At 48.7% G+C, this 20,621-nt stretch carries 24 protein-coding genes; 17 read left to right on the top strand and 7 right to left on the bottom strand.

Annotated elements, in window-relative coordinates:
• The first annotated feature begins 99 nt into the window (after positions 1–99).
• From L985_RS15220 to L985_RS17070, 4 genes are all read left to right on the top strand, one after another.
• Positions 100–855: a DeoR/GlpR family DNA-binding transcription regulator gene (locus L985_RS15220; protein ID WP_047394401.1), complete on the top strand. Its 756-nt coding sequence runs from the start codon at positions 100–102 to the stop codon at positions 853–855.
• Positions 852–1,901: a Gfo/Idh/MocA family oxidoreductase gene (locus L985_RS15215; RefSeq protein ID WP_047394404.1), complete on the top strand. Its 1,050-nt coding sequence runs from the start codon at positions 852–854 to the stop codon at positions 1,899–1,901. Before L985_RS15220 ends, L985_RS15215 begins: the two co-directional genes overlap by 4 nt.
• Positions 1,889–2,359, top strand: coding sequence for a heme-degrading domain-containing protein (locus L985_RS15210; protein WP_047394408.1), 471 nt, complete (start codon positions 1,889–1,891; stop codon positions 2,357–2,359). Before L985_RS15215 ends, L985_RS15210 begins: the two co-directional genes overlap by 13 nt.
• A gap of 275 nt (positions 2,360–2,634) precedes the next feature.
• Complete coding sequence (locus L985_RS17070) at positions 2,635–2,811, top strand: DUF6440 family protein (RefSeq protein WP_201247402.1); 177 nt, start codon at positions 2,635–2,637, stop codon at positions 2,809–2,811.
• A gap of 332 nt (positions 2,812–3,143) precedes the next feature.
• Here L985_RS17070 and L985_RS15205 read toward each other — a convergent pair whose 3' ends face one another.
• The 4 genes from L985_RS15205 to L985_RS15190 all read right to left on the bottom strand — a co-directional run bounded on the left by L985_RS15205 (position 3,144) and on the right by L985_RS15190 (position 4,936).
• Positions 3,144–3,623: a DMT family transporter gene (locus tag L985_RS15205; RefSeq protein WP_035395771.1), complete on the bottom strand. Its 480-nt coding sequence runs from the start codon at positions 3,621–3,623 to the stop codon at positions 3,144–3,146.
• Positions 3,624–3,635: 12 nt separating this feature from the next.
• Entirely contained in the window at positions 3,636–4,064 is a 429-nt protein-coding gene (locus tag L985_RS15200; protein WP_023469565.1) for a DMT family transporter, read from the bottom strand.
• Between the two features lie 65 nt (positions 4,065–4,129).
• On the bottom strand, positions 4,130–4,447 hold the full coding sequence (locus L985_RS15195; protein ID WP_023469564.1) for an ArsR/SmtB family transcription factor: 318 nt from the start codon (positions 4,445–4,447) through the stop codon (positions 4,130–4,132).
• Between the two features lie 45 nt (positions 4,448–4,492).
• Entirely contained in the window at positions 4,493–4,936 is a 444-nt protein-coding gene (locus L985_RS15190; RefSeq protein WP_047394413.1) for a GNAT family N-acetyltransferase, read from the bottom strand.
• Positions 4,937–5,094: 158 nt separating this feature from the next.
• Here L985_RS15190 and rpoE point away from each other — a divergent pair, with 158 nt between their 5' ends.
• The 7 genes from rpoE (at position 5,095) to L985_RS15155 (ending at position 11,895) form a co-directional block, all read left to right on the top strand.
• Positions 5,095–5,631 carry a DNA-directed RNA polymerase subunit delta gene (gene rpoE / locus L985_RS15185; protein WP_235609843.1) on the top strand — a complete coding sequence of 179 codons (537 nt, stop codon included), beginning with the start codon at positions 5,095–5,097 and terminating at the stop codon, positions 5,629–5,631.
• Between the two features lie 270 nt (positions 5,632–5,901).
• The gene (locus L985_RS15180) at positions 5,902–7,497 is read left to right on the top strand and encodes a CTP synthase (protein WP_047394418.1); all 1,596 of its coding nucleotides are present in this window, start codon (positions 5,902–5,904) and stop codon (positions 7,495–7,497) included.
• Positions 7,498–7,629: 132 nt separating this feature from the next.
• A complete protein-coding gene (locus L985_RS15175; RefSeq protein WP_035395776.1) occupies positions 7,630–8,337 on the top strand; it encodes a GntR family transcriptional regulator in 708 nt (235 codons plus the stop codon).
• 151 nt (positions 8,338–8,488) lie between these two features.
• Positions 8,489–8,836, top strand: a complete 348-nt coding sequence (locus L985_RS15170) for a PTS lactose/cellobiose transporter subunit IIA (RefSeq protein WP_029342789.1) — start codon at positions 8,489–8,491, stop codon at positions 8,834–8,836.
• Positions 8,833–9,141 (top strand): PTS sugar transporter subunit IIB, encoded by a 309-nt coding sequence (locus tag L985_RS15165; protein ID WP_023469558.1) that lies wholly within the window; start codon positions 8,833–8,835, stop codon positions 9,139–9,141. The genes L985_RS15170 and L985_RS15165 overlap by 4 nt, the downstream gene beginning before the upstream one ends.
• Positions 9,142–9,153: 12 nt before the next feature.
• A complete protein-coding gene (locus tag L985_RS15160) occupies positions 9,154–10,560 on the top strand; it encodes a GH1 family beta-glucosidase (protein WP_047394423.1) in 1,407 nt (468 codons plus the stop codon).
• Between the two features lie 12 nt (positions 10,561–10,572).
• Entirely contained in the window at positions 10,573–11,895 is a 1,323-nt protein-coding gene (locus L985_RS15155) for a PTS sugar transporter subunit IIC (protein ID WP_029342786.1), read from the top strand.
• A gap of 143 nt (positions 11,896–12,038) precedes the next feature.
• On the opposite strand, the gene L985_RS15150 is transcribed toward L985_RS15155, so the two are convergent.
• Complete coding sequence (locus L985_RS15150) at positions 12,039–12,548, bottom strand: DUF2529 family protein (protein ID WP_035395788.1); 510 nt, start codon at positions 12,546–12,548, stop codon at positions 12,039–12,041.
• 94 nt (positions 12,549–12,642) lie between these two features.
• Between L985_RS15150 and L985_RS15145 the strand changes: the two genes are divergently transcribed.
• The 5 genes from L985_RS15145 to glpX all read left to right on the top strand — a co-directional run bounded on the left by L985_RS15145 (position 12,643) and on the right by glpX (position 17,080).
• Positions 12,643–13,017: a response regulator gene (locus L985_RS15145; protein WP_029342784.1), complete on the top strand. Its 375-nt coding sequence runs from the start codon at positions 12,643–12,645 to the stop codon at positions 13,015–13,017.
• Between the two features lie 132 nt (positions 13,018–13,149).
• On the top strand, positions 13,150–14,004 hold the full coding sequence (fba, locus tag L985_RS15140) for a class II fructose-1,6-bisphosphate aldolase (RefSeq protein WP_023469553.1): 855 nt from the start codon (positions 13,150–13,152) through the stop codon (positions 14,002–14,004).
• A 154-nt stretch (positions 14,005–14,158) separates the two neighbouring features.
• The gene (gene fsa / locus L985_RS15135) at positions 14,159–14,806 is read left to right on the top strand and encodes a fructose-6-phosphate aldolase (protein WP_023469552.1); all 648 of its coding nucleotides are present in this window, start codon (positions 14,159–14,161) and stop codon (positions 14,804–14,806) included.
• Between the two features lie 28 nt (positions 14,807–14,834).
• Positions 14,835–16,082 (top strand): UDP-N-acetylglucosamine 1-carboxyvinyltransferase, encoded by a 1,248-nt coding sequence (murA, locus tag L985_RS15130; protein WP_047394432.1) that lies wholly within the window; start codon positions 14,835–14,837, stop codon positions 16,080–16,082.
• Positions 16,083–16,114: 32 nt separating this feature from the next.
• On the top strand, positions 16,115–17,080 hold the full coding sequence (gene glpX / locus L985_RS15125) for a class II fructose-bisphosphatase (RefSeq protein WP_035410722.1): 966 nt from the start codon (positions 16,115–16,117) through the stop codon (positions 17,078–17,080).
• Between the two features lie 259 nt (positions 17,081–17,339).
• Here the strand turns inward: glpX and L985_RS15120 are convergent, their stop codons facing one another.
• Together L985_RS15120 and L985_RS15115 are read right to left on the bottom strand one after the other, a co-directional pair.
• Positions 17,340–18,107 carry an SDR family NAD(P)-dependent oxidoreductase gene (locus tag L985_RS15120; RefSeq protein ID WP_047394439.1) on the bottom strand — a complete coding sequence of 256 codons (768 nt, stop codon included), beginning with the start codon at positions 18,105–18,107 and terminating at the stop codon, positions 17,340–17,342.
• A 71-nt stretch (positions 18,108–18,178) separates the two neighbouring features.
• Positions 18,179–18,856, bottom strand: coding sequence for a C40 family peptidase (locus tag L985_RS15115; RefSeq protein ID WP_047394443.1), 678 nt, complete (start codon positions 18,854–18,856; stop codon positions 18,179–18,181).
• Positions 18,857–19,210: 354 nt separating this feature from the next.
• Between L985_RS15115 and rho the strand changes: the two genes are divergently transcribed.
• Positions 19,211–20,584, top strand: coding sequence for a transcription termination factor Rho (rho, locus tag L985_RS15110; protein WP_029342779.1), 1,374 nt, complete (start codon positions 19,211–19,213; stop codon positions 20,582–20,584).
• The last annotated feature ends 37 nt before the right edge of the window (positions 20,585–20,621 follow it).

The following is a 20,621-nucleotide window of genomic DNA, read 5'->3' as shown; positions in this document are numbered from 1 at the left end:
TCTTCTATTATTTACCCGAATTACCGTTGAACTATTTGCATTAAAATTGCATATTTGTAATGAAAAAACTTAATATATAGAAAAAGGAGGCGGGAATCGATGGGTCAAATGGAACGGCTGCAACAGATGCGGGAATGGATCAAGACGAGTCCTGAAATTTCGCTGGATCAACTGATGCAGGAGTATCAGATTTCACGAGATACCGCACGTCGTGACGTCATCGTCCTCGAACAAGAAGGGGAGATCATTCGCGTTAAAAATGGATTAGTCCGTGCTGGCGGAACACTTGCGTATGAGCAACGGACAGAGAAACCGGAAAAACGACGGATCGGACAACGTGCAGCGCGTCACGTCCAAGCGAACGATCGCTTATTGCTCGACGCTGCAACGACGGTATCTGAGATGGCACGAGCACTTCCGCCATATCCACTACAAGTCATCACGAACTCCCTCGACATCGCAGACTATGTCGGAGCTCGCACGGATATTGAGCTGTACGTCACGGGAGGACGTTTCGACCGGCATGCGCGAAGCTTGAGTGGGATCAAGACGGCAGACGACATCCTGAATTATCAAGTCGATTGTGTTTTTCTTGGAGCATGTGGATTAACGGAAGAAGGACTTTTTGCGGAACAACTCGAAGAAGCGGTCGTAAAGAAAGCGATGATTCGAAGTGCGACCCGTGTCATCGTCCTCGCAGACCATACGAAATTCAATAAGCGTTTTTTGCATAAGGTCTGTGACTGGGAGCAAATCGATGTACTCGTTACGGATCAAGTACCAGACGCAACGTGGCAAGAACGACTAGATCATTATCATGTCGATCTCGACGTGACAGAGGAGGAAACAACATGAACCCGATTCAAACGACGCTCGTCGGATTCGGTTTTTCAGCGGTGACGTTCCACGTTCCGTTCTTACAGGCATTACCGGCATTTGAAGTGACGCAAGTCGTCTCGAGTCGACCGGAGCAGGTGGCACAACATTTCAGTAAGGCGACGGTCGTCGCGACACTTGCTGAGGCGTTGCAGGATGAGAACACGGAACTCGTCATCATCACGACACCAACGGCACTGCATTTCGAAATGGCAAAACAAGCGATCGAAGCAAAAAAGCACGTCTTACTCGAAAAGCCAGCCGTCGTGACGATCGAAGAAGCACTGGCGCTGCAAACGTTAGCGAAACAACACGGGGTGCAGGTCGCCGTCTATCAAAACCGTCGCTTTGACGGGGACTTCCTGACACTTGAACAATTGATGGAAATGAACGAGATCGGCGACTGGCAAGTCATCGAATCACGCTTTGATCGCTATCGTCCGGTCGTTCGGGAACGCTGGCGGGAACAAGCGGGAAGTGGCGCCGGCATCCTGTTTGATCTCGGCTCACACTTACTCGATCAAGCACTTGCCTTGTTCGGAGAACCGGATGCACTCACGGGCGACGTCTACCTGCAACGTGACGGTGCTGTCGTCGATGATGGTTTCCATGTCACGCTGCATTACGGTACGCGTCGTGTCATTCTCCGTTCGACGTCCTTCATTCAAGGACCAACACCGCGTTTCGAGTTTCATGCGACACGAGGTAGTTACGTCAAATATGGAATGGATCCGCAAGAAGGACGGCTTGCGAAAGGTCATCGTGTTGACGAACAGCTTGGTGAAGATGAAGTAGATTCCTACGGCTACCTTCAAATCGCTGATCAGCCAGTCGAGCGTCTCGCGACACTTCCAGGCAGTTATGCGACGTTTTATGAACAGTTGGCGGAAGGACTTCGCGGGGGACGAGTACCTGTCGATTTACGCGACGCTGAAAAAACGATGCGTTTGATTGAAGCAGTGCGCATCAGCAGTGATGAAGGACGACGCCTCTTACGAAAGGAATGGGATGCATGGAAGAATTGAAGGTGTTGCTAGCGGAAGAGGACGAACTCGTCTTGACGTCCCTGACGAATACGGAAGCGATCGGGATGGGACATGAATTGATCGGACGGGCGATGAAGGAGAACTTATCGATCGCCGTTGAAATCAAACGGAACGGGCAGCGTTTATATTACGCGGCGCTCGACGGTACGGCGCCGGATCAGGAAGAATGGATCCGCCGGAAATCGAACGTCGTCTTACGGCATGGCTATAGCTCGCTGTACATGCGTCGTTATAATGAAAGTAAGCATCGCTCGTATCATACGATGTATGCTGTTTCTCCAGCCGATTATGCGGATGCAGGTGGGTCGTTCCCGATTCGGATTGAAGGAGTCGGTGTCGTTGGTACGATCACCGTTTCCGGTCTATCTCAGGAAGCGGATCATCATCTCGCGACGGAAGCGTTGCGCTTACTTAAGAGGCAACAGCTGGGGCAGTGAAGTACTGGACTTGATAAGACGTCCTCACGATTTCCTACCCGCTTTCCTCAGGCGAGACACAAGCCAGTGCCGGCTGTCACAGACAGCCGAATCGGGTCTTGTTTGTCTCTGACAGCACGATGAATCGTGCTTTTTCCTGTAGGAGTCGTGTGGGAATGTGAGGACTGTTCTAAGTAGATAGGCAACACCTTGGTAAAAAAGCGTTAAACCTATCCTCACACAGTAAGTTATGATTTTACGTGGAAATCGGAAAGAACGAGAGGTCATACAAAATAATGAGTAAACGATTCATATTTAAATCAAAACAACACCTAAGTGGTGGTATTATCAAAATTGTCGTAGACACTGAAACAGGTGTAAATTATTTAATGACAAGTGGACTTGGTTTGAACGGAATGACACCGCTATTAGACAAAGAAGGTAAAGTCGTTATCGATAAGCCGATCAATTGAAGAAAAAGTGCATTTATTTGTCCCGAATCGTATTCCTGTTACAAGTACTCGCTCAAGGGGTCTTAGCTATTTCGCTTTTCACGTTCATCAACTGATTTAAAAAATCCGAAACACTGAAGTAGCATCACTTCGGCATTTCGGATTTTTTTTGTTCTATTTTGATAGATCATGAGAAACAGCAGGACTCACGTTGTTCACGCGACTCCTACAGGAAAAGCGCAAGATCTTGCGCTGTCAAAGACAAACAAGACCCGTGTCGGCTGTCTGTGACAGTCGAGACTGGCTTGTGTCTCGACTGAGGAAAGCGCGTGAACGAATCGTGAGGACAATCGTCACGATGCCATCGAATCAGATGAAGCCGACACGTCTTTGCGTGTGTTCCCGCGATAGACGAAGTAAAGCGCAGCAAGCATCGCAAGCAGACCGAGCAGACGTTTTCCGTCGAGCGGCACGACGACGCCACCGAATGCACCGATGTGGTCGATGACCATCCCTGCTGCGAGTTGACCGATGACAGTCGCGATACTAGCTGCCGTGACACCGATTTGTGGAACAGCAAGAATCGTCAGGAATAGATAACTGACCCCAAACAGGACGGCACTTAGTTGCCAACGTGGTGCTTCGAGCAAGAGCAATACGTTTCCTTGACCAAAGAACAGGATGGCGAGTGCGAGAATCAGCATCCCGGTGAAGAAAGTCAGGAACGTACTTTCTAGAGCCCCTGCCTTTTGACTGAAGGCACCGTTGATCGATGACTGCGCACTCAGCATCACGCCGCCGAGTAATGTAAAACCGAGTAATAGAATATTCACGAGCGAACCTCCTTAAAAGATAAGAAATAGAGCGACGAGCATCAAAGCAGAAGCTGTCAGCTTGTCACGATTGATTGGCCGTTTCGGACTACCGAGCCAGCCGTAATGTTCAATGACCATGCTGGCAATCATCTGTCCGATGATGACACTAATCATGGCGAGACCGACACCGACGAGCGGGATGCTAATGATCAAGATCGTCAAGTAGATACTACCGAGTAGACCACCGAGCAAGGTCCATTTCGGTGCGCGGAATGTATAGCCGAGTGAACCTTTTCCGAAGAAGAGGACGATCAGTCCGATGATGATCGTACCGGCGAAGAAATTATAAAAGCTACTTTCGAGTTTTCCGACGAAATTCCCGAGCTCACCATAGATGGCCCCTTCGACACTGAGTGCGATACCCGCAAGTAACGCGAGTACGTAATACACGATTTTCAACAGAATTCATCCTTTCACGAATCTAAATATCGAGAAATGTCGATATGTATGGCGAGGAGAACGGATCAAAGTTCTCCTTTGAGGTACGCTGCGAGCTCCTGGATTTTTTCTTCATTTCGCCGATAATACGTCCATTTGCCGTGACGTTCGGATTCGAGCAATCCGACTTTTTGCAACATCGCAAGATATTGGGAGACGGTCGATTGAGATAAGTTCGCCTTCTCTTGGATATCTCCGACGCAAATGCCTCCCTTGTCCGACAGATTCGTCGCGAGATGGGCCGTCGGCTTATTGAAATGAGTCTCGGGATCCTTGAGCCAGCGTAAGATATCAAGACGTACCTCGTTCGATAATGCCTTGAATAGATCCACTTGATTTGTCATACGCTTAAACTAATCGATGATTCTCGATATGTCAATCCAAGACACTTAAGGTTGGACGAATGCATGTTTTAAAAGTCGATGTGTCACTTTGGTTGCCGTGTACGGCTCAAAACCGAATCGTTCATAAAACGTACTGGCATCATTCGTATAGAGCCAGAGCTCGGAATACGTCAACAGCGCTTCTGGTATGATTTTCTCAAGCAGTTGCGTACCGACACCGTGATGTCGCATTTCTGGCAAGACATAGACATGACGAATCCGACCGACGTCGATCGCGTCGGTTTGTTTCATATAACCTCCGCACGCAATGACGTGACCGGAAAGCGACAAAACGACGAACATTGCTTCTCCGTCTTCTCGATACGTTTCATTTCGGCGTTCACGTAGCATCCGTTCGATGAAGGGATAGCCTTCCTGTGTACTCTTTGATAAGATTGGTAACCAGTTGAAGTCATCAAAATCGTTGACCCGTTCGATTGTCATCTCCATCTGTCATTCCTCCTTCTTCTCCCTTGGATATTCCTTTTTCAGGAGTGGGAAAAACACGAATCGAGAATCAATTCGAGCTTTTTTTAAATAGAGACTGGATTTTTAAAAGACGTTTTGCGTATAATGAGAAGTAATGGATTGAACGCAAATGAAAGGAAGTGGCCGTCACAATGAGCCTCAGCCGTTTAAGTAAAGAAGAGATTACTGATCTTTCGCTGATCGAATTCGTCAACGAAATGTTGCAAGAAGCTGGCGAACAGCCAATCACGTTCGATGACATCACGTCAGAAATCGAAAAGTACCATACGTTTACAGATGAAGAAGACAAGTTCGAGAAACTTGCTCAACTCTATACAGACATGAACATCGACGGAAACTTCGTCAACGTCGGAGCAAACCGTTGGTCACTCCGCGCTTGGTATCCGTTCGATAAGTCGGATGAGGATCTCGTCATCGAAGCGCGTCAACGTGGAGAACTCGATGAGTTTGAAGAAGAGTTCAACTATGATGCAGAAGAAGATGAGTTCGAGACGATTGAAGACGATCTCGATACATTCGCGAAGACAGCGGACTATGATTCAGCTGACGACAGCGAAGACGATGATACGTTCAAAAAAGTCGCAGCCATCGATGATCTCGATGACGATCTCGACGAAGAAGACTTAGAAGACTTCGAAGAAGAAGAAGAAGTCTAAGCACGATCAACCACAACTGTACAGCTGCTATTTCCCTATAGAAATGGCAGTTTTTTCGTTGACGGCTGACGAACGAGCACGGAAATTTTTCTTTGAAAAATTAGGCTTGACGAAGTTTTCCGAATGACGTAAGTTAGTCATGGGCTTCTTTAAGCAACGTGCTTATTTCAGCAAAAGTGTCTCCTATTCCAATGGGGGCACTTTTGCTTTTTTGTTTTTACCACCTCTGTATTGTTGAGATGTGAATTAGGGAAGGGAGCAATATTTAACATGACAAAGTATATTTTCGTAACAGGTGGCGTCGTATCGTCACTCGGTAAAGGGATCACCGCTGCATCGCTCGCTCGTCTCTTGAAAAACCGTGGTCTTAACGTCACGATCCAAAAATTCGACCCGTACATCAATATCGACCCGGGTACAATGAGCCCGTACCAACACGGGGAAGTATTCGTCACGGATGACGGCGCGGAGACAGACCTTGACCTTGGTCACTATGAGCGCTTCATCGATATCAACTTGAGCCAGAACGCAAACGTCACGTCTGGTCGTATCTACTCGACGATCCTCAAGAAGGAACGCCGCGGGGATTACAACGGTGGAACGGTCCAAGTCATTCCGCACATCACGAACGAAATCAAAGATCGCGTCTTCCGTGCGGGCAAAGAAACGGGCGCTGACGTCGTCATCACAGAGATTGGTGGAACAGTAGGGGATATCGAATCGCTTCCGTTCATCGAAGCCATTCGTCAGGTGAAAAACGATATCGGGAAAGAAAACGTCATGTACGTCCACTGTACGCTCGTTCCGTATCTTGCAGCGGCAGGTGAGCTCAAGACGAAACCGACACAACACAGTGTCAAAGAACTCCGTAGCTACGGTATTCAACCAGACATCATCGTCTTACGTGCGGAGCACCCAGTCCCACAAGAGATGAAAGATAAAATCGCTCTCTTCTGTGACACACGTCCGGAAGCAGTCATCGAAGCACAAGATGCATCGACACTCTACGAAGTACCACTCAACTTGCAACGTCAAGGCATGGACCAACTCGTCTGTGATTACTTCAAGTTCGATACACCAGTTGCTGACATGACGGCTTGGAAACAACTCGTCCACACAGTGACGCACCTCGAGAAGACGACGAAGATCGCACTCGTCGGGAAATACGTCGAATTGCGTGATGCGTACATCTCGGTCGCAGAAGCATTGAAACACGCTGGATTCGCCTTCAACAGTGACATCGAAATCGACTGGATCAACGCAGAAGACGTGACGCGTGAAAACGTCAACGAATTGCTTGGTTCAGCAGACGGTATCCTCGTTCCTGGTGGATTCGGCGAACGCGGCATCGAAGGGAAAATCGAAGCAACACGTTTCGCACGTGAAAACAACGTACCGTTCTTCGGTATCTGTCTCGGGATGCAACTCGCGACAGTCGAATTCGCACGTAACGTCCTCAACCTTGAAGGCGCACACTCAGCGGAAATCGACCCAGCGACACCATACCCGATCATCGACTTGTTGCCAGAACAAAAAGACATCGAGGATCTCGGTGGTACGCTCCGTCTCGGACTTTACCCATGTAAACTCGAAGACGGAACGAAAGCACGTGCCGCGTATTCAAGCGAGCTCGTCTACGAACGTCACCGTCACCGTTATGAGTTCGGTAACGAATTCCGTGAGCAGTTCGAAGCAAACGGCATGGTCTTCTCAGGTACGAGCCCAGATGGTCGTCTCGTTGAGATCATCGAAATTCCAGAACACAAATGGTTCGTCGCGTGTCAATTCCACCCAGAATTGATCTCACGTCCAGAACGCCCACAAGCGCTCTTCCATGACTTCATCCAAGCATCACTCGGAGAGTAAGTCGTATCCAAATAAACCTGTCTTCTTCAAGAAGACGGGTTTATTTTCATTTATTCCTATCGTCAAAATACATATCTGCTATAATGGTAGCGGATTCATTCCTACAAATTTTAGATAGAGGGGGGAATATCATTGATTCCGAAGTATAAACATGTCGCTGAACAAATCGAGATCGAGATCAATGAGCACGTCTATCAACATACGAACAAACTGTTGACGGAAGACGAATACGCCCAAAAATTCGATGTCAGCCGAAATACGATCCGGAAGGCGATCGAGATTCTCGTCAATAAAGGATACGTTTACCAAGTACAAGGGAGCGGTGTCTTCGTCCGCGATCATTATAAGAGTGATTACGTCAATCTCGAAAAGCTACAAGGATTGACGAGCGACTTCAGTGGACGGAAGGTCGAGACGCGCGTTCTCGCTTTCGAACAGACGAAGGCAGACGAAGAAGTCGCGGAACGCATGAAATGTTCGGTCGGTACACCGGTCTATTACGTCAAACGACTGCGTCTCGTCGATGATCACCCGTTTTCGATCGAAGCGTCCTATTTCCGGAAAAATCTCGTCATGTATCTCGATGAGAATATCGTTCAAAAATCGATCTACACGTATTTACGCAATGATCAAAATCTGTCGATCGGATTTGCGGATCGCGTCATCTATGCCGATTACTTGAATAGCAGTGACGCCGAGTTGCTTGGATTAAAAGAGAACGATCCATCCTTACTCGTCGACAATACGGTCTATTTGACGAATGGGAAAATCTTCGACGTCTCGCGAGCGACGCATCATTTCCGCCACGTGAAGATGCTGAAGGTCTCGAATATTAAATAAGAAGGAAACACACGAAGCGAATTTCGTGTGTTTTTTTATTTAAATTTTTTAAAAAGAAAGGGTTTACACGTTATGAAAGCGCATGCTATTATCGAACTGTAGAATTTGTACCTATGAATTTAAGTTATCCATACAACAAAGGAGAGACAGCATGACTTCTGAAACAATTGAAATTACCCCGGAAGATATTTTTGGATTGATTGCCTTGTCGGGCGACGCCAAAGCAAGCTACCACCAAGCAATGTTACTGATGCAAGAAGGCAAAGTTGAAGAGGCACAAGCTGCCGTTACAGAAGGTGACGCGACACTCAAGGATGCCCATAGCATTCAGACGAAATTCGTTACACTCGAAGCACAAGGCAAGACAGCAACCGTCGGCGTCCTGATGGTACACGCGCAGGATCACCTTATGAACACGATCCTCGTCAAGGAAATGCTCGGATATATGATGAACATGCAAAACGAAATCAACCAATTGAAGGGAATGGATCAAAAATGATGAAAATCGGACTCTTTTGTGCGGCAGGTATGTCGACGAGTATGTTAGTAGAAAAAATGAAAGCGGTTGCCTCAGAGCGCGGCTTAGAAGCGGACATCGCAGCATACCCGGAATCAGAGATGGAAACATACGTCAACGAACTCGACGTCGCTCTCCTCGGACCACAGGTGAAATACCTTCTCGCAAAAGGAAAACAGATCTGTGAACCAAAAGGTGTGCCGATCGATGTCATCAACACGATCGATTACGGCATGATGAACGGAACGAAAGTACTCGACCAAGCAATCAAACTCGCAAACAAATAAGAGGTGAAGACGATGAAAATGCCAAAAGATTTTCTATTCGGCGCTGCTTCTGCTTCTTATCAAGTAGAGGGTGCTTGGAACGTAGACGGAAAAGGCGTCTCGAACTGGGATGTCTTCTCGAAGATTCCTGGAAAGACGTTTGAAGCGACGAACGGGGATGTCGCAATCGATCATTACCACCGTTATAAAGAAGATATCGGTCTGATGGCAGAGATGGGTCTTGAATCGTATCGCTTCTCGATCTCATGGCCACGCATCTTCCCGAACGGCACAGGTGAAGTGAATGAAAAAGGACTTGAGTTCTATAACAACGTGATCGATGAGTGCCTTAAGCACGGGATCGTCCCGTTCGTGACACTCTATCACTGGGATTTACCACAAGTCCTTGAAGAACAGGGTGGCTGGCGTAGTCCTGAAACAGCAGATGCCTTCGTGCGTTTTGCGAAGACCTGTTTCGAAGCGTTCGGCGATCGTGTCCGCAACTGGATCACCTTCAACGAGACGGTCATCTTCTGTTCGCTCGGCTACTTGACGGGCGCACACCCACCCGGCATCACAGGCGATGCAAAAGCGTACTTCCAAACGACGCACAACGTTTTCGTCGCTCACGCTCGCGCAGTCGAAGCGTTCAAGGAAGCGGGATATGAAGGAGAAATCGGCATCACGCACGTCTTCAACCCAGCGTTCAGCATCGATGAAGCGCCAGAGAACAAACAAGCCGAAGTACATGCGAATGAATACGCGACACACTGGTTCTATGATCCGATTCTAAAAGGTGAGTACCCCGCGTATGTCGTGAAGGATTTAGAAAAGCAGGGCTTGTTACCGGAATGGACAGAAGAAGAGCTCGATCTCTTGAAACGGACAGCACCGCTGAACGACTTCATCGGACTGAACTACTATTGTCCACAACGTGTCATGAAGAATGATTCGGCGCTCGTCATGGCAGGTGGTCGCGAAAACTCAACCGGACGTCCTGGGAACCCATCGTTCGATGGCGTCTATAAGACAGTCTTGATGGACGATAAAGTCTACACGAAGTGGGGCTGGGAAATCGCACCGGATGCCTTCCTTGAAGGAATGCGGATGCTCCAAGCACGATACGGCGATATCAAAATCTACATCACAGAGAACGGTCTCGGTGACGAGGATCCGATCGTCGGCGAAGAAATCATGGATACACCACGAATCGAGTACATCGAAAGTCACCTTCGCGCCGTCAAGCGTGCTGTCGAAGAGGGCATCAATGTCTCTGGTTATTATGCATGGTCCGTCATCGATCTACTCAGCTGGTTGAACGGATATAAAAAGCAGTACGGATTCATCTATGTCGATCATGCGAATGATCTGGCACGGAAGAAGAAAGAGTCGTTCCATTGGTACCAGGAAATCATCGCGACACGTGCTGCTGAACTATAAGGAGGAGTCGGAATGAACCGATTAGAAACCGTATTTGAAAAAGTCACTCCTGCCTTCGCAAGATTCGCGAACGCCAAGCCTGTCCTTGCGATTAAGGACGGCTTCATCTTAACGATGCCGATGACGATCATCGGCTCGTTATTCCTACTGATTCTCGCGTTACCAATCCCAGGCTGGGAGAAGTTCATGACGGGCCTATTCGGTGCCGACTGGACATTACCGTTGACACAGGTCGTCGGTGCGACGTTTGATATTCTCGCATTGATTGGTGTCTTCGGTATTGCCTACTCGTACGTTAAAAACGAGAAGATCGAAGGGGTTCCAGCCGGGATTCTCGGAATCATCGCCTTCTTGATCATCACACAATCATCCGTTCTGTCGAAGTCAGGGGAAGTCGTCACGGGTGTCGTACCGAAAGTATGGACGGGCGGACAAGGGGTCCTTGCCTCGATCGTCGTCGGACTCGTCGTCGGTTTCATCTACTCGCAATTCATCAAGCGGGGCATCCGGATCAAGATGCCAGACGGTGTACCACCGGGCGTTTCGAATTCGTTCTCGGCCCTCATTCCGGGACTTGCGATCATCACGTTGTCTGTCGTCACGTTTGCCGTCTTCCAAGCGTTCGCTGACCGGACGTTCACGGAAGTTGTCTACGACGTCTTGCAAGCACCGATTCAAAACTTGACGGATACGCTCGCAGGAGCGGTCTTGATCATGATCTTGATGTCGGTCATGTGGTGGTGCGGGATTCACGGTGCAGCGATCATCATGGGAATCATGGGACCGTTGCTGACAGCAAATGCTTTGCAAAACCAAGCGATCATCGACTCCGGGAAAGAACTTGTCGTCGGTGACAACGCGAAGGTCGTTACGATTCAGTTCCTAGATGTCTTTACGAAACTCGGCGGAACAGGAATTACGGTCGGCTTCATCATCGCGACGTTGATCGTCGCCCGCTCGGCTCACTTGAAGCAGCTCGGGAAGCTGTCACTTGCGCCAAGTTTGTTCAACATCAACGAACCGGTCATCTTCGGGATGCCGATCGTCTTCAACCCGATCATGTTCGTTCCGTTCGTCATCGTACCAGCGATTGCATCCTTCATGGTCTACTTCTCGATCCTCTGGGGTTGGGTCGAACCATTTAATGCGCTTCAAGTACCATGGACGACACCACCCGTCATCTCTGGTTTCTTGATCAGCGGCTGGCAGGGCGCCTTGCTCCAGCTGGCGACGATTGCGATGTCGGTCGCGATCTATCTACCGTTCGTCCGCATGCAGGATCAGCTGTCTTACGGTGAAGAACTAAAAGCACAAGAAGAACATGCTTCGGCATGATCAAAAAAAAGGAAGCGCGAATGGCGCTTCCTTTTTGTATAACGGTCATTAACGGTTACGCTTTGATTCAATGAAGATCGTAAGCTTAGTCAGACGCGAACACGTATCTAGTGAACTTATATTTATATTATAGAAGAAAAACGTCAATCCCACTCTTCCGTCATCTCTTGTAGTTGCGTCAAGATATGCGTCAGGAGAAACGCGCAAAGGGCAAGACTCGGCAGTCCGTGGCGTGAACCGTCCTCTGCGGGAAGCAGTCCTTTATTGAACTTCAATGCGAGCGGAGCAATCGAACGCTCGAGCGTTTCCGTCACGTCACTGAGTGTGACGATCGCATAAGGTGTATGCCATGCGTCGTAACGGGCAAGAGAAGCGAGGAGATCCGAGCGTTCCGTATCCGGCGTGAAGATCAAGACACGATCGACAGCATGCAAGGTCTTTCGATCCTTGATCTTCGTAACGCGTTTCATCTGGTCCGGTCCTTCTGAGAGCATCGGATAGAGTCCTTCACATTCACCATAGGCGTCGACGTAGACCGTGCCTTCCCCGACGAGCGCCTGTGCGAGTAGACGGACGACATCGAATAGTTCGTCTTCCTGTTTTGCGAGCGTTTGCAATTTTCCGTTGAATTGTGTAGCTAAGATTTTCATCATTTTTATTCATCCTTTCTATGTTTCTCTCAAGGACAGTATAAAGCAAGTTTTGCTTTAGTGTAGAATGGAAATAACTAGAGGGGGAGTGGCAGAGATGAAAGGCAGATTGTTGATCGTCGAGGATGAGCCGGGAATCCGGAACTTACTTGCGCAATTGTTCAGGGCAGAAGGATATGAAACGGACGTCGCCGTCGATGGAGAGGAAGCGATCGTCTACTTACAGGAAGCGGCATACGATCTATTGTTGATGGATGTCAACATGCCGGGACGGACCGGGATTGAGGTCTTGCGTCATCAGGACCGAATCGGACGACGTGTCCGAACGATCCTAATGACGGCACTCGGTGAAAAAGAAGCGATGGAAGAAGCGAAACGATTAGGGGTCGTTGCCTTCTTCGGGAAGCCATTTGACATCTTTGAATTAAAAAAAGAAGTGACTGTGCAAATTTCTCACGATGTAAGCGGTTAATCTTTCACGTCGCCGTCACAAACCAAAAAACCGAGCGAAATGCTGTACGTTCCGATGAATCAGTATGTTATAATCAGTCTGAAATTGCACGAGTTCGTGTAAACAGCGATCAAAACAGAGGAGGATGTCATTATGCCATTAGTATCTATGACAGACATGTTAAACAAAGCTCTCGAAGGTAAGTATGCAGTAGGTCAATTCAACATCAACAACCTCGAGTGGACACAAGCGATTCTCGGTGCGGCTCAAGAAGAGCAGTCACCAGTCATCCTTGGAGTATCTGAAGGTGCAGCACGCCACATGGGCGGATTCTACACTGTCGTGAAAATGGTTGAAGGTCTCGTACACGACATGAAAATCACAGTTCCAGTTGCAATCCACCTCGACCACGGTTCGAGCGTTGAAAAATGTAAAGAAGCGATCGACGCTGGATTTACATCTGTCATGATCGATGATTCGCACAGCCCGATCGACACAAACATCGAAACAACTAAAGCAGTCGTTGAATACGCTCATTCTAAAGGCGTTTCAGTAGAAGCGGAAGTTGGTACAGTTGGCGGACAAGAAGACGACGTCATCGGTGATGTCATGTACGCGAAACTTGACGAGTGTGTACGCATCGTCAAAGAAACTGGAATCGACACGCTTGCTCCTGCACTCGGTTCTGTTCACGGACCATACAAAGGTGAACCAAACCTCGGATTCAAAGAGATGGAAGAAATCCGTGACGCTACAAACCTTCCACTCGTTCTTCACGGTGGAACTGGAATTCCGACACACGATATCGAAAAAGCGATCTCACTCGGAACTTCAAAAATCAACGTTAACACAGAGAACCAAATCTCATTCGCGAAAGTCGTTCGTGAAGTGTTAGCTGAGAAACCAGAAGCATATGACCCACGCGTATTCATCGCACCAGGTCGTGAAGCAATCAAACAAACTGTCATCGGTAAGATGCGTGAGTTCGGTTCAAGCAACAAAGCTTAATCGACTCCTCTTTAAAGTGCGGTAGACTTCGGTCTACCGTGCTTTTTTCATATCATGTGAACGTGTATTCAATGGAAAACAGTAGGACTTCTCGTGAAAAAAACCTATAATAGAGTCGTAAGCGATTTCAAGGGATGAAAGGGGAACGAGAAAGATGAGATTTTTCATTGACACAGCAAACGTAGAGGACATCAAGAAAGCACATAAAATGGGGATTTTAGATGGTGTCACGACGAATCCGTCACTCGTCGCTAAGGAAGGCGTCGATTTCCATACACGACTTCGTGAGATTTGTGAAATCGTCGGGGACGTCTCTGTCAGCGCCGAAGTCATCGCGCTTGATGCAGAAGGAATGATTCGTGAAGGGAAGGAACTTGCCCAGATCGCACCGAACATTACGGTTAAGGTTCCAATGACTCCGGCCGGACTCGAAGCGGTCGCAGCACTTTCAAAAGAAAAGATCACGACAAACGTCACATTGATCTTCAACCCGAACCAAGCATTACTCGCAGCACGTGCTGGTGCGACATATGTATCACCATTCCTCGGTCGTCTAGACGATATCGGACAAGATGGAATGGGACTCGTCGAGACGATTGCTCAAATTTTCGTCGTTCATGATATTCCGACACAAATCATCGCGGCGTCGGTCCGGAATCCGGTTCACGTGACGAACGCTGCTCTTGCGGGCGCAGACATCGCGACGATTCCATTCTCGGTTATCGAGTCACTCACACACCACCCACTCACGACGCAAGGGATTGAAAAGTTCCTCGCGGACTGGGAAAAAACGCAGCAATAATCGTAGCGAAGAGAAAGGTTGATGGAACGTGGACATTTTGCATATCGTAGGGCAACAACGCCTAGAAGGAACCGTATCAATCAGTGGTTCGAAGCAAAGCGCCATCCCGTGTCTTGCTGCAGCCCTCCTGACGGATCAGACGGTCGTTCTTGAAGGCGTGCCGGAGATTGGCGACGTCGCGACGATGATCGAGATTTTGGAGACGCTCGGCGCGGTCGTGACACGTCAAGGCGATATGGTGACGATTGATCCAAGTCGGGTCGAATCGATGCCGTTGACTGGTGCGGAGACGCGCAAGTTACGCGGATCGATCTACCTCATGAGCGTTCTGGCAGCCAGATTCAAACAAGGAGTCGTCGGTCTGCCTGGAGGTTATGCCATCGGACCACGACCGATCGATTTACACATCAAAGCACTAGAGCGTCTCGGTGTTTCTGTACGTAACGAGCAAGGCGTCCATTACATGCGCGTCGATCGTCTCGTCGGCAACCGGATTTACCTCGATCTCCCGTCTTTCGGAGCGACGATCAGTGCGTTACTCGTCGCTGTCTTCGCTGAAGGAACGACTGTCATCGAAAACGCTGCCTATGATCCAGAAGTCATCGACGTCAGTACGATGTTGACGAACATGGGGGCAAGCGTCAAAGGGGCAGGAACGGACGAGATTCGAATCAAGGGCGTATCGCAACTAAGTGGTTGCCGGCATACCTTGATTCCGGACCGAATGGAGGCAGGAACGTTCTTGACGATGGGGGCGGCACTTGGACGCGTCACCGTCGATAACGTCATTCCGCTTCATCTCGAGAGCGTCATCCAAAAACTCGAACGGTACGGTGCGTTGATCGAAGCAACAGATGATTCCGTCACGGCGACGTTTCAGGAGGCGAAGCCGGTCGATATTCGTGTCTTCCACTACGGTGGATTCCCGAGCGACTTACAACCTGTCATCTCGGCAGCGTTGTTGCAAGCGAAGGGAGCGAGTATCGTTGTCGATAAGTTGTACCCGCAACGTTTCCGGCATGTGCAGGAGTTACGACGCTTGAATGCTCGAATCACGCATGAAGACGCCTCAATCATCATTCGTGGCGGAGAAACCTTACTTGGTACGGAAATCGAGGCACCGGACCCACGCGGTGGCGCAGCACTTGTCTTGGCGGGACTTCTCGCTTCAGGGGAGACGACGTTGCACCACGCAGAAGTGCTTGACCAGAGTTACGAACGATTTGATCAGAAGTTGAAGGAACTAGGCGCCCTCGTATGGCGTGAAACGATTTGACCGATTTGTAACAAGGGAGAGGGGACATACACATGGAGAGAAGTCTATCAATGGAACTTGTACGCGTCACGGAGGCAGCAGCGCTTGCCTCTGCGCGTTGGATGGGAAAAGGATTGAAGAACGAAGCGGATGATGCGGCAACAAGCGCAATGCGTGATGTCTTCGATACGATTCCGATGAAAGGAACCGTCGTCATCGGGGAAGGCGAGATGGATGAAGCACCGATGCTTTATATTGGAGAAAAGCTAGGAAATGGGTATGGACCACGACTCGACGTCGCCGTCGATCCGCTTGAAGGAACGAACATCGTCGCAAAAGGAACATGGGGCGCACTTGCTGTCCTCGCGGTCGCGGATGCAGGCGATTTACTTCATGCACCGGACATGTACATGGATAAGATCGCAGTTGGTCCGGAAGCGGCAGGACACATCAGTCTGGATGCGACGATCGAAGAAAACATCGCAGCAGTCGCGAAAGCGAAGAACAAAGAAATCGAAGACGTCGTCGTCTCGATCCTGGATCGTGAACGTCATGAAGAAATCATTCAACGGATTCGGGCAACAGGGGCACGGATTCGCTTGATCGGTGACGGTGACGTTGCTGGTGCGATCAACACGGCGTTCCCGCATACAGGGATTGATATCTTGCTCGGTTCAGGTGGTGCACCGGAAGGCGTTCTTGCTGCCGTTGCTTTGAAATGTCTCGGTGGTGAACTCCAAGGACGATTGTTACCGGCAGACGATGCTGAGATCGAGCGTTGTAAGAAGATGGGCATCGAAGATCCGTCGAAGATCCTTATGATGGATGATCTCGTTGCAGGAGATGACTGTATCTTTGCTGCGACAGGCGTCACGGACAGCGAGTTGATGAAAGGTGTTCAGTTCACGGCGCAGGGCGGTCAGACACACTCTGTCGTCATGCGTGCGAAATCAGGAACGGTTCGTTTTGTCGAGGGGATCCACTCGTTCAAGAAGAAACCGAAGCTTGTCATTAAGTAAAACAGGACGACTCCTCAAAAAGGACGTCTGAATCCATATAAAAAGAGTTGGCGTTGCGGATGATTTCCGGAATGCCAACTCTTTTTTGATGTGTTTCTAGGAATCAAGACGTTCGTCCTCAACTCCTACAGGAAAAGGAAACGTGCTAACGTTTCCGTCAGGGTAAGGGAAGACCCGGCACGAGATGTCGCAGCTTACCTCCCGCCTGAGGAAAGTGAGGATATGAACGTTGAGTGATAAATGAATCGTTATTTGACGATTACCGCGGACGCTGGACTTCTCCTGCTTGTCGGGTGACGTACCGACGCGGTAGAAAACGCGTCGAAAAGATATACCAGGCATTCCCGAAGCCAGGAACGATGAACGTTTTCCCCTTCATATAGCCGCGGTAGGCGATGCGCGCAACCGTCGGAGCATCCATGACACCAGGTCGCAAGAACAAGCGTGACTGTTCAAGATTTGCTGCTGATTCGAAACCGGTATGTGTCGCACCCGGACAGACGACGCTGACTTGAATCCCGTCTGCTGCAAGCTCTTCCGTTAATCCTTCCGAGAAGTGAAGGACATAGGCTTTCGTCGCGTAGTAGACACTCAGCCATGGACCACCTTCAAATGCAGCCGTTGACGCGAGATGGACGATCCGTCCTTTGATTCCCTGTTCTTTCATGCGAGAGGCATAGACCTTCGTTACGTGTGTTAATGCTTCAATGTTCAAAGCAATCATCCGAGACTCGTCTTCAAACGAGGTCTCAAGGAAAGAACCGAAGACACCAATCCCAGCGTTATTGATGACACAGTCGACCGGAATCTGTTCCGTTGCCCGAAACAGTGCCAGTCGATGCGTCCGCTTCGTTAAGTCATACGGAAAGACGGTTGCCGTTCCACCGAGTCGCTCGACATGGAACTTCGTTTCGAATAGAGCTGTCGCATCGCGTCCGACGAGCAGGACATGATCCCCTTGCATTGCGTGCAGATAAGCGAATTCGCGACCGAGACCTCTTGAAGCACCTGTGATTAAGACATGCATCTTGTTTCCTCCTTATGAATGAGATGAAAAAAAGCGATCGAGCCAATGCTCAACCGCTTTGAGATGATGAATTATAGGTAAGATCCAGCGCCGACAAGGCGTGAACCCCAGTACCCTGATTTGAAGCTTGAGTATTTAACGCCACCTGTTTCTGAGTTAACCATGCTTGACTTGCTCGTTGCGATCCCGACGTGTTGAATGCCGCTACCGTGTGAGAAGAAGACAAGATCTCCTGGTTGTACGCTTGAAACGCTGACTTTCTTAGAAGAAGAATATTGTGAAGAAGACGTACGTGGTAATGTTTTGCCTGCTGCTTTCTTGTAAACATAGCTTGTGAAACCAGAGCAGTCGAATCCACGAGTTGTCGTTCCACCCCATACATATGGAGTTCCTTTGTGCTTAGCTGCTTCGTTCAGGATTTTCGTCCGTTTTGAAGAAGAGCTTGTTGATTTTTTAGCGCTTGAAGATGATTTGTATGTCTTTGTGTATTGTGAGTAGACATAGCGTGTTTTACCGCCGTATGAGATTTTTGTCCAGCTGCCTGATTTGCCTTTGTATGTAAAGACTTGACCAGCGTTGACTTTCCCGACGATGCTTGCTTTCGTAGAAGGTGCTGTCCGAACACGAAGACCGTTGTCCGTGATCTTGACTTTCGTGACTGTCGCTGCTTCAACTTTACCTGTACCCACTGATGTAAAACCTGAAACCACTAAGGCTGCTGTCGCGATCGATGCTAGAAAACGTTTCATGTTAAGAATTCCTCCGTTTAATGTAGTGTGTTGCGTCCGTAAGTTATATGATGAAATCATTAAGTGTGTGATTAAGCAGTCTACCTTACAACTGTGTAAGAATTTTGTCTGCAGGAATATCTTAGCACGAGCACACTTGAAAACGTTTTTTCAGTTAGAAGACAAAACAGATGTTTTTGTAACATAACTGAAATAATATCTTTGAATATTACAAAGTAAGAAACGCAAAGGATTGTTGACGACGAATCAAAAAAAATATGATACCTTTAGTTCACGAATAAAATTACATACCTCCTGCTGTATGTATGGAAGTATGCTGAATGCAGTTGAATTTATAAAGAATAGGTGAAGAACATGCCAACAACTGATAAAAAAGATAAACCAGAACGTTCCTATACACTGGCTCAATTGAGTCAACTGACATTAAAAGAACTCTATGAAATCGCAAAGACAAAAAATGTCCCACAATACCGGGAAGCTCGTAAACGCGAGTTGATGTTCAAGATTCTAAAAGCACAGGCTGAATCGACTGGTCTTTATTTCCTCGAAGGGGTACTCGAAGTCATCCCTGGCAATCCACAAATGCAAAACGATGGTGGCTTTGGCTTCCTTCGTCCTATCAATTATTCCCAATCCTCTGAAGATATTTATATCGCAGCATCTCAAATCCGACGCTTTAATCTACGTAATGGTGATGTCGTCACAGGTAAAGTCCGTCCACCGAAGGAAAACGAACGGTTCCAAGGATTACTTAGCGTGGAAGCCGTTAACGGTGAAGCACCGGATACAGCCCGTAATCGTCTGTTCTTCCCGGCATTGACACCGATTTATCCGGATCGTTTGATGCGTCTAGAGACAGAGCCGCGCCATTTATCCGTTCGTGTCATGGATATGATTGCACCAGTTGGGTTTGGTCAACGTGGTTTGATCGTCGCACCACCAAAAGCAGGGAAGACATCACTCCTCAAAGAAATCGCGAACTCGATTCAAGAGAACCATCCGGATGTCGAACTGATTATTCTCTTGATTGATGAGCGACCTGAGGAAGTCACGGACATCGAGCGTTCAGTTCCGGGAGCAGATGTCGTCAGTTCGACGTTTGACGAAACACCAGACAATCACGTCCGGATTTCTGAGCTGGTCCTCGAGCGGGCGATGCGACTCGTCGAACACAAGAAGGATGTCGTCATCTTGATGGATTCGATCACGCGTCTGACACGGGCCTATAACTTAACGGTGCCGCAAAGCGGACGAACGCTCTCAGGCGGGATCGACCCAGCTGCATTCCATAAACCAAAACGGTTCTTTGGTGCGGCGCGAAACATCGAGCACGGTGGTAGTTTAACGATTCTTGCGACGGCGCTTGTCGAGACGGGATCGCGCATGGATGACGTCATCTATGAAGAATTCAAAGGAACTGGCAACATGGAACTGCATCTTGATCGGAAGTTGTCAGAGCGTCGAATCTTCCCAGCGATTGACATCCGAAAATCGGGTACGCGGAAGGAAGAACTGTTGCTTCCAAAAGAGCAGCTCGATGCGCTCTGGACGATTCGCCGGACGATGAACGAGTCGAACGAGTTCGTCGATACGTTCCTGCGTAAGATTCGTGACACGAAAAACAATGAAGAATTTTTCGTTGAACTCGAGAAAGAAAAGAAGAAGGCGGTCCGACGCGCACCAGCAAAACCGCGTACCGTCAAGAAGGAAACACCGACCGAAAAATAACTATTGCGACGCATAAAAAAATCGTTTAGTATAGGAA

The organism is Exiguobacterium sp. ZWU0009 (genome assembly GCF_000798935.2).
Classification (GTDB): Bacteria; Bacillota; Bacilli; order Exiguobacteriales; family Exiguobacteriaceae; genus Exiguobacterium_A; species Exiguobacterium_A acetylicum.
The sequence above is the reverse complement of the archived record's forward strand: the minus strand, read 5'-3'. Positions and strand labels throughout refer to the sequence as shown.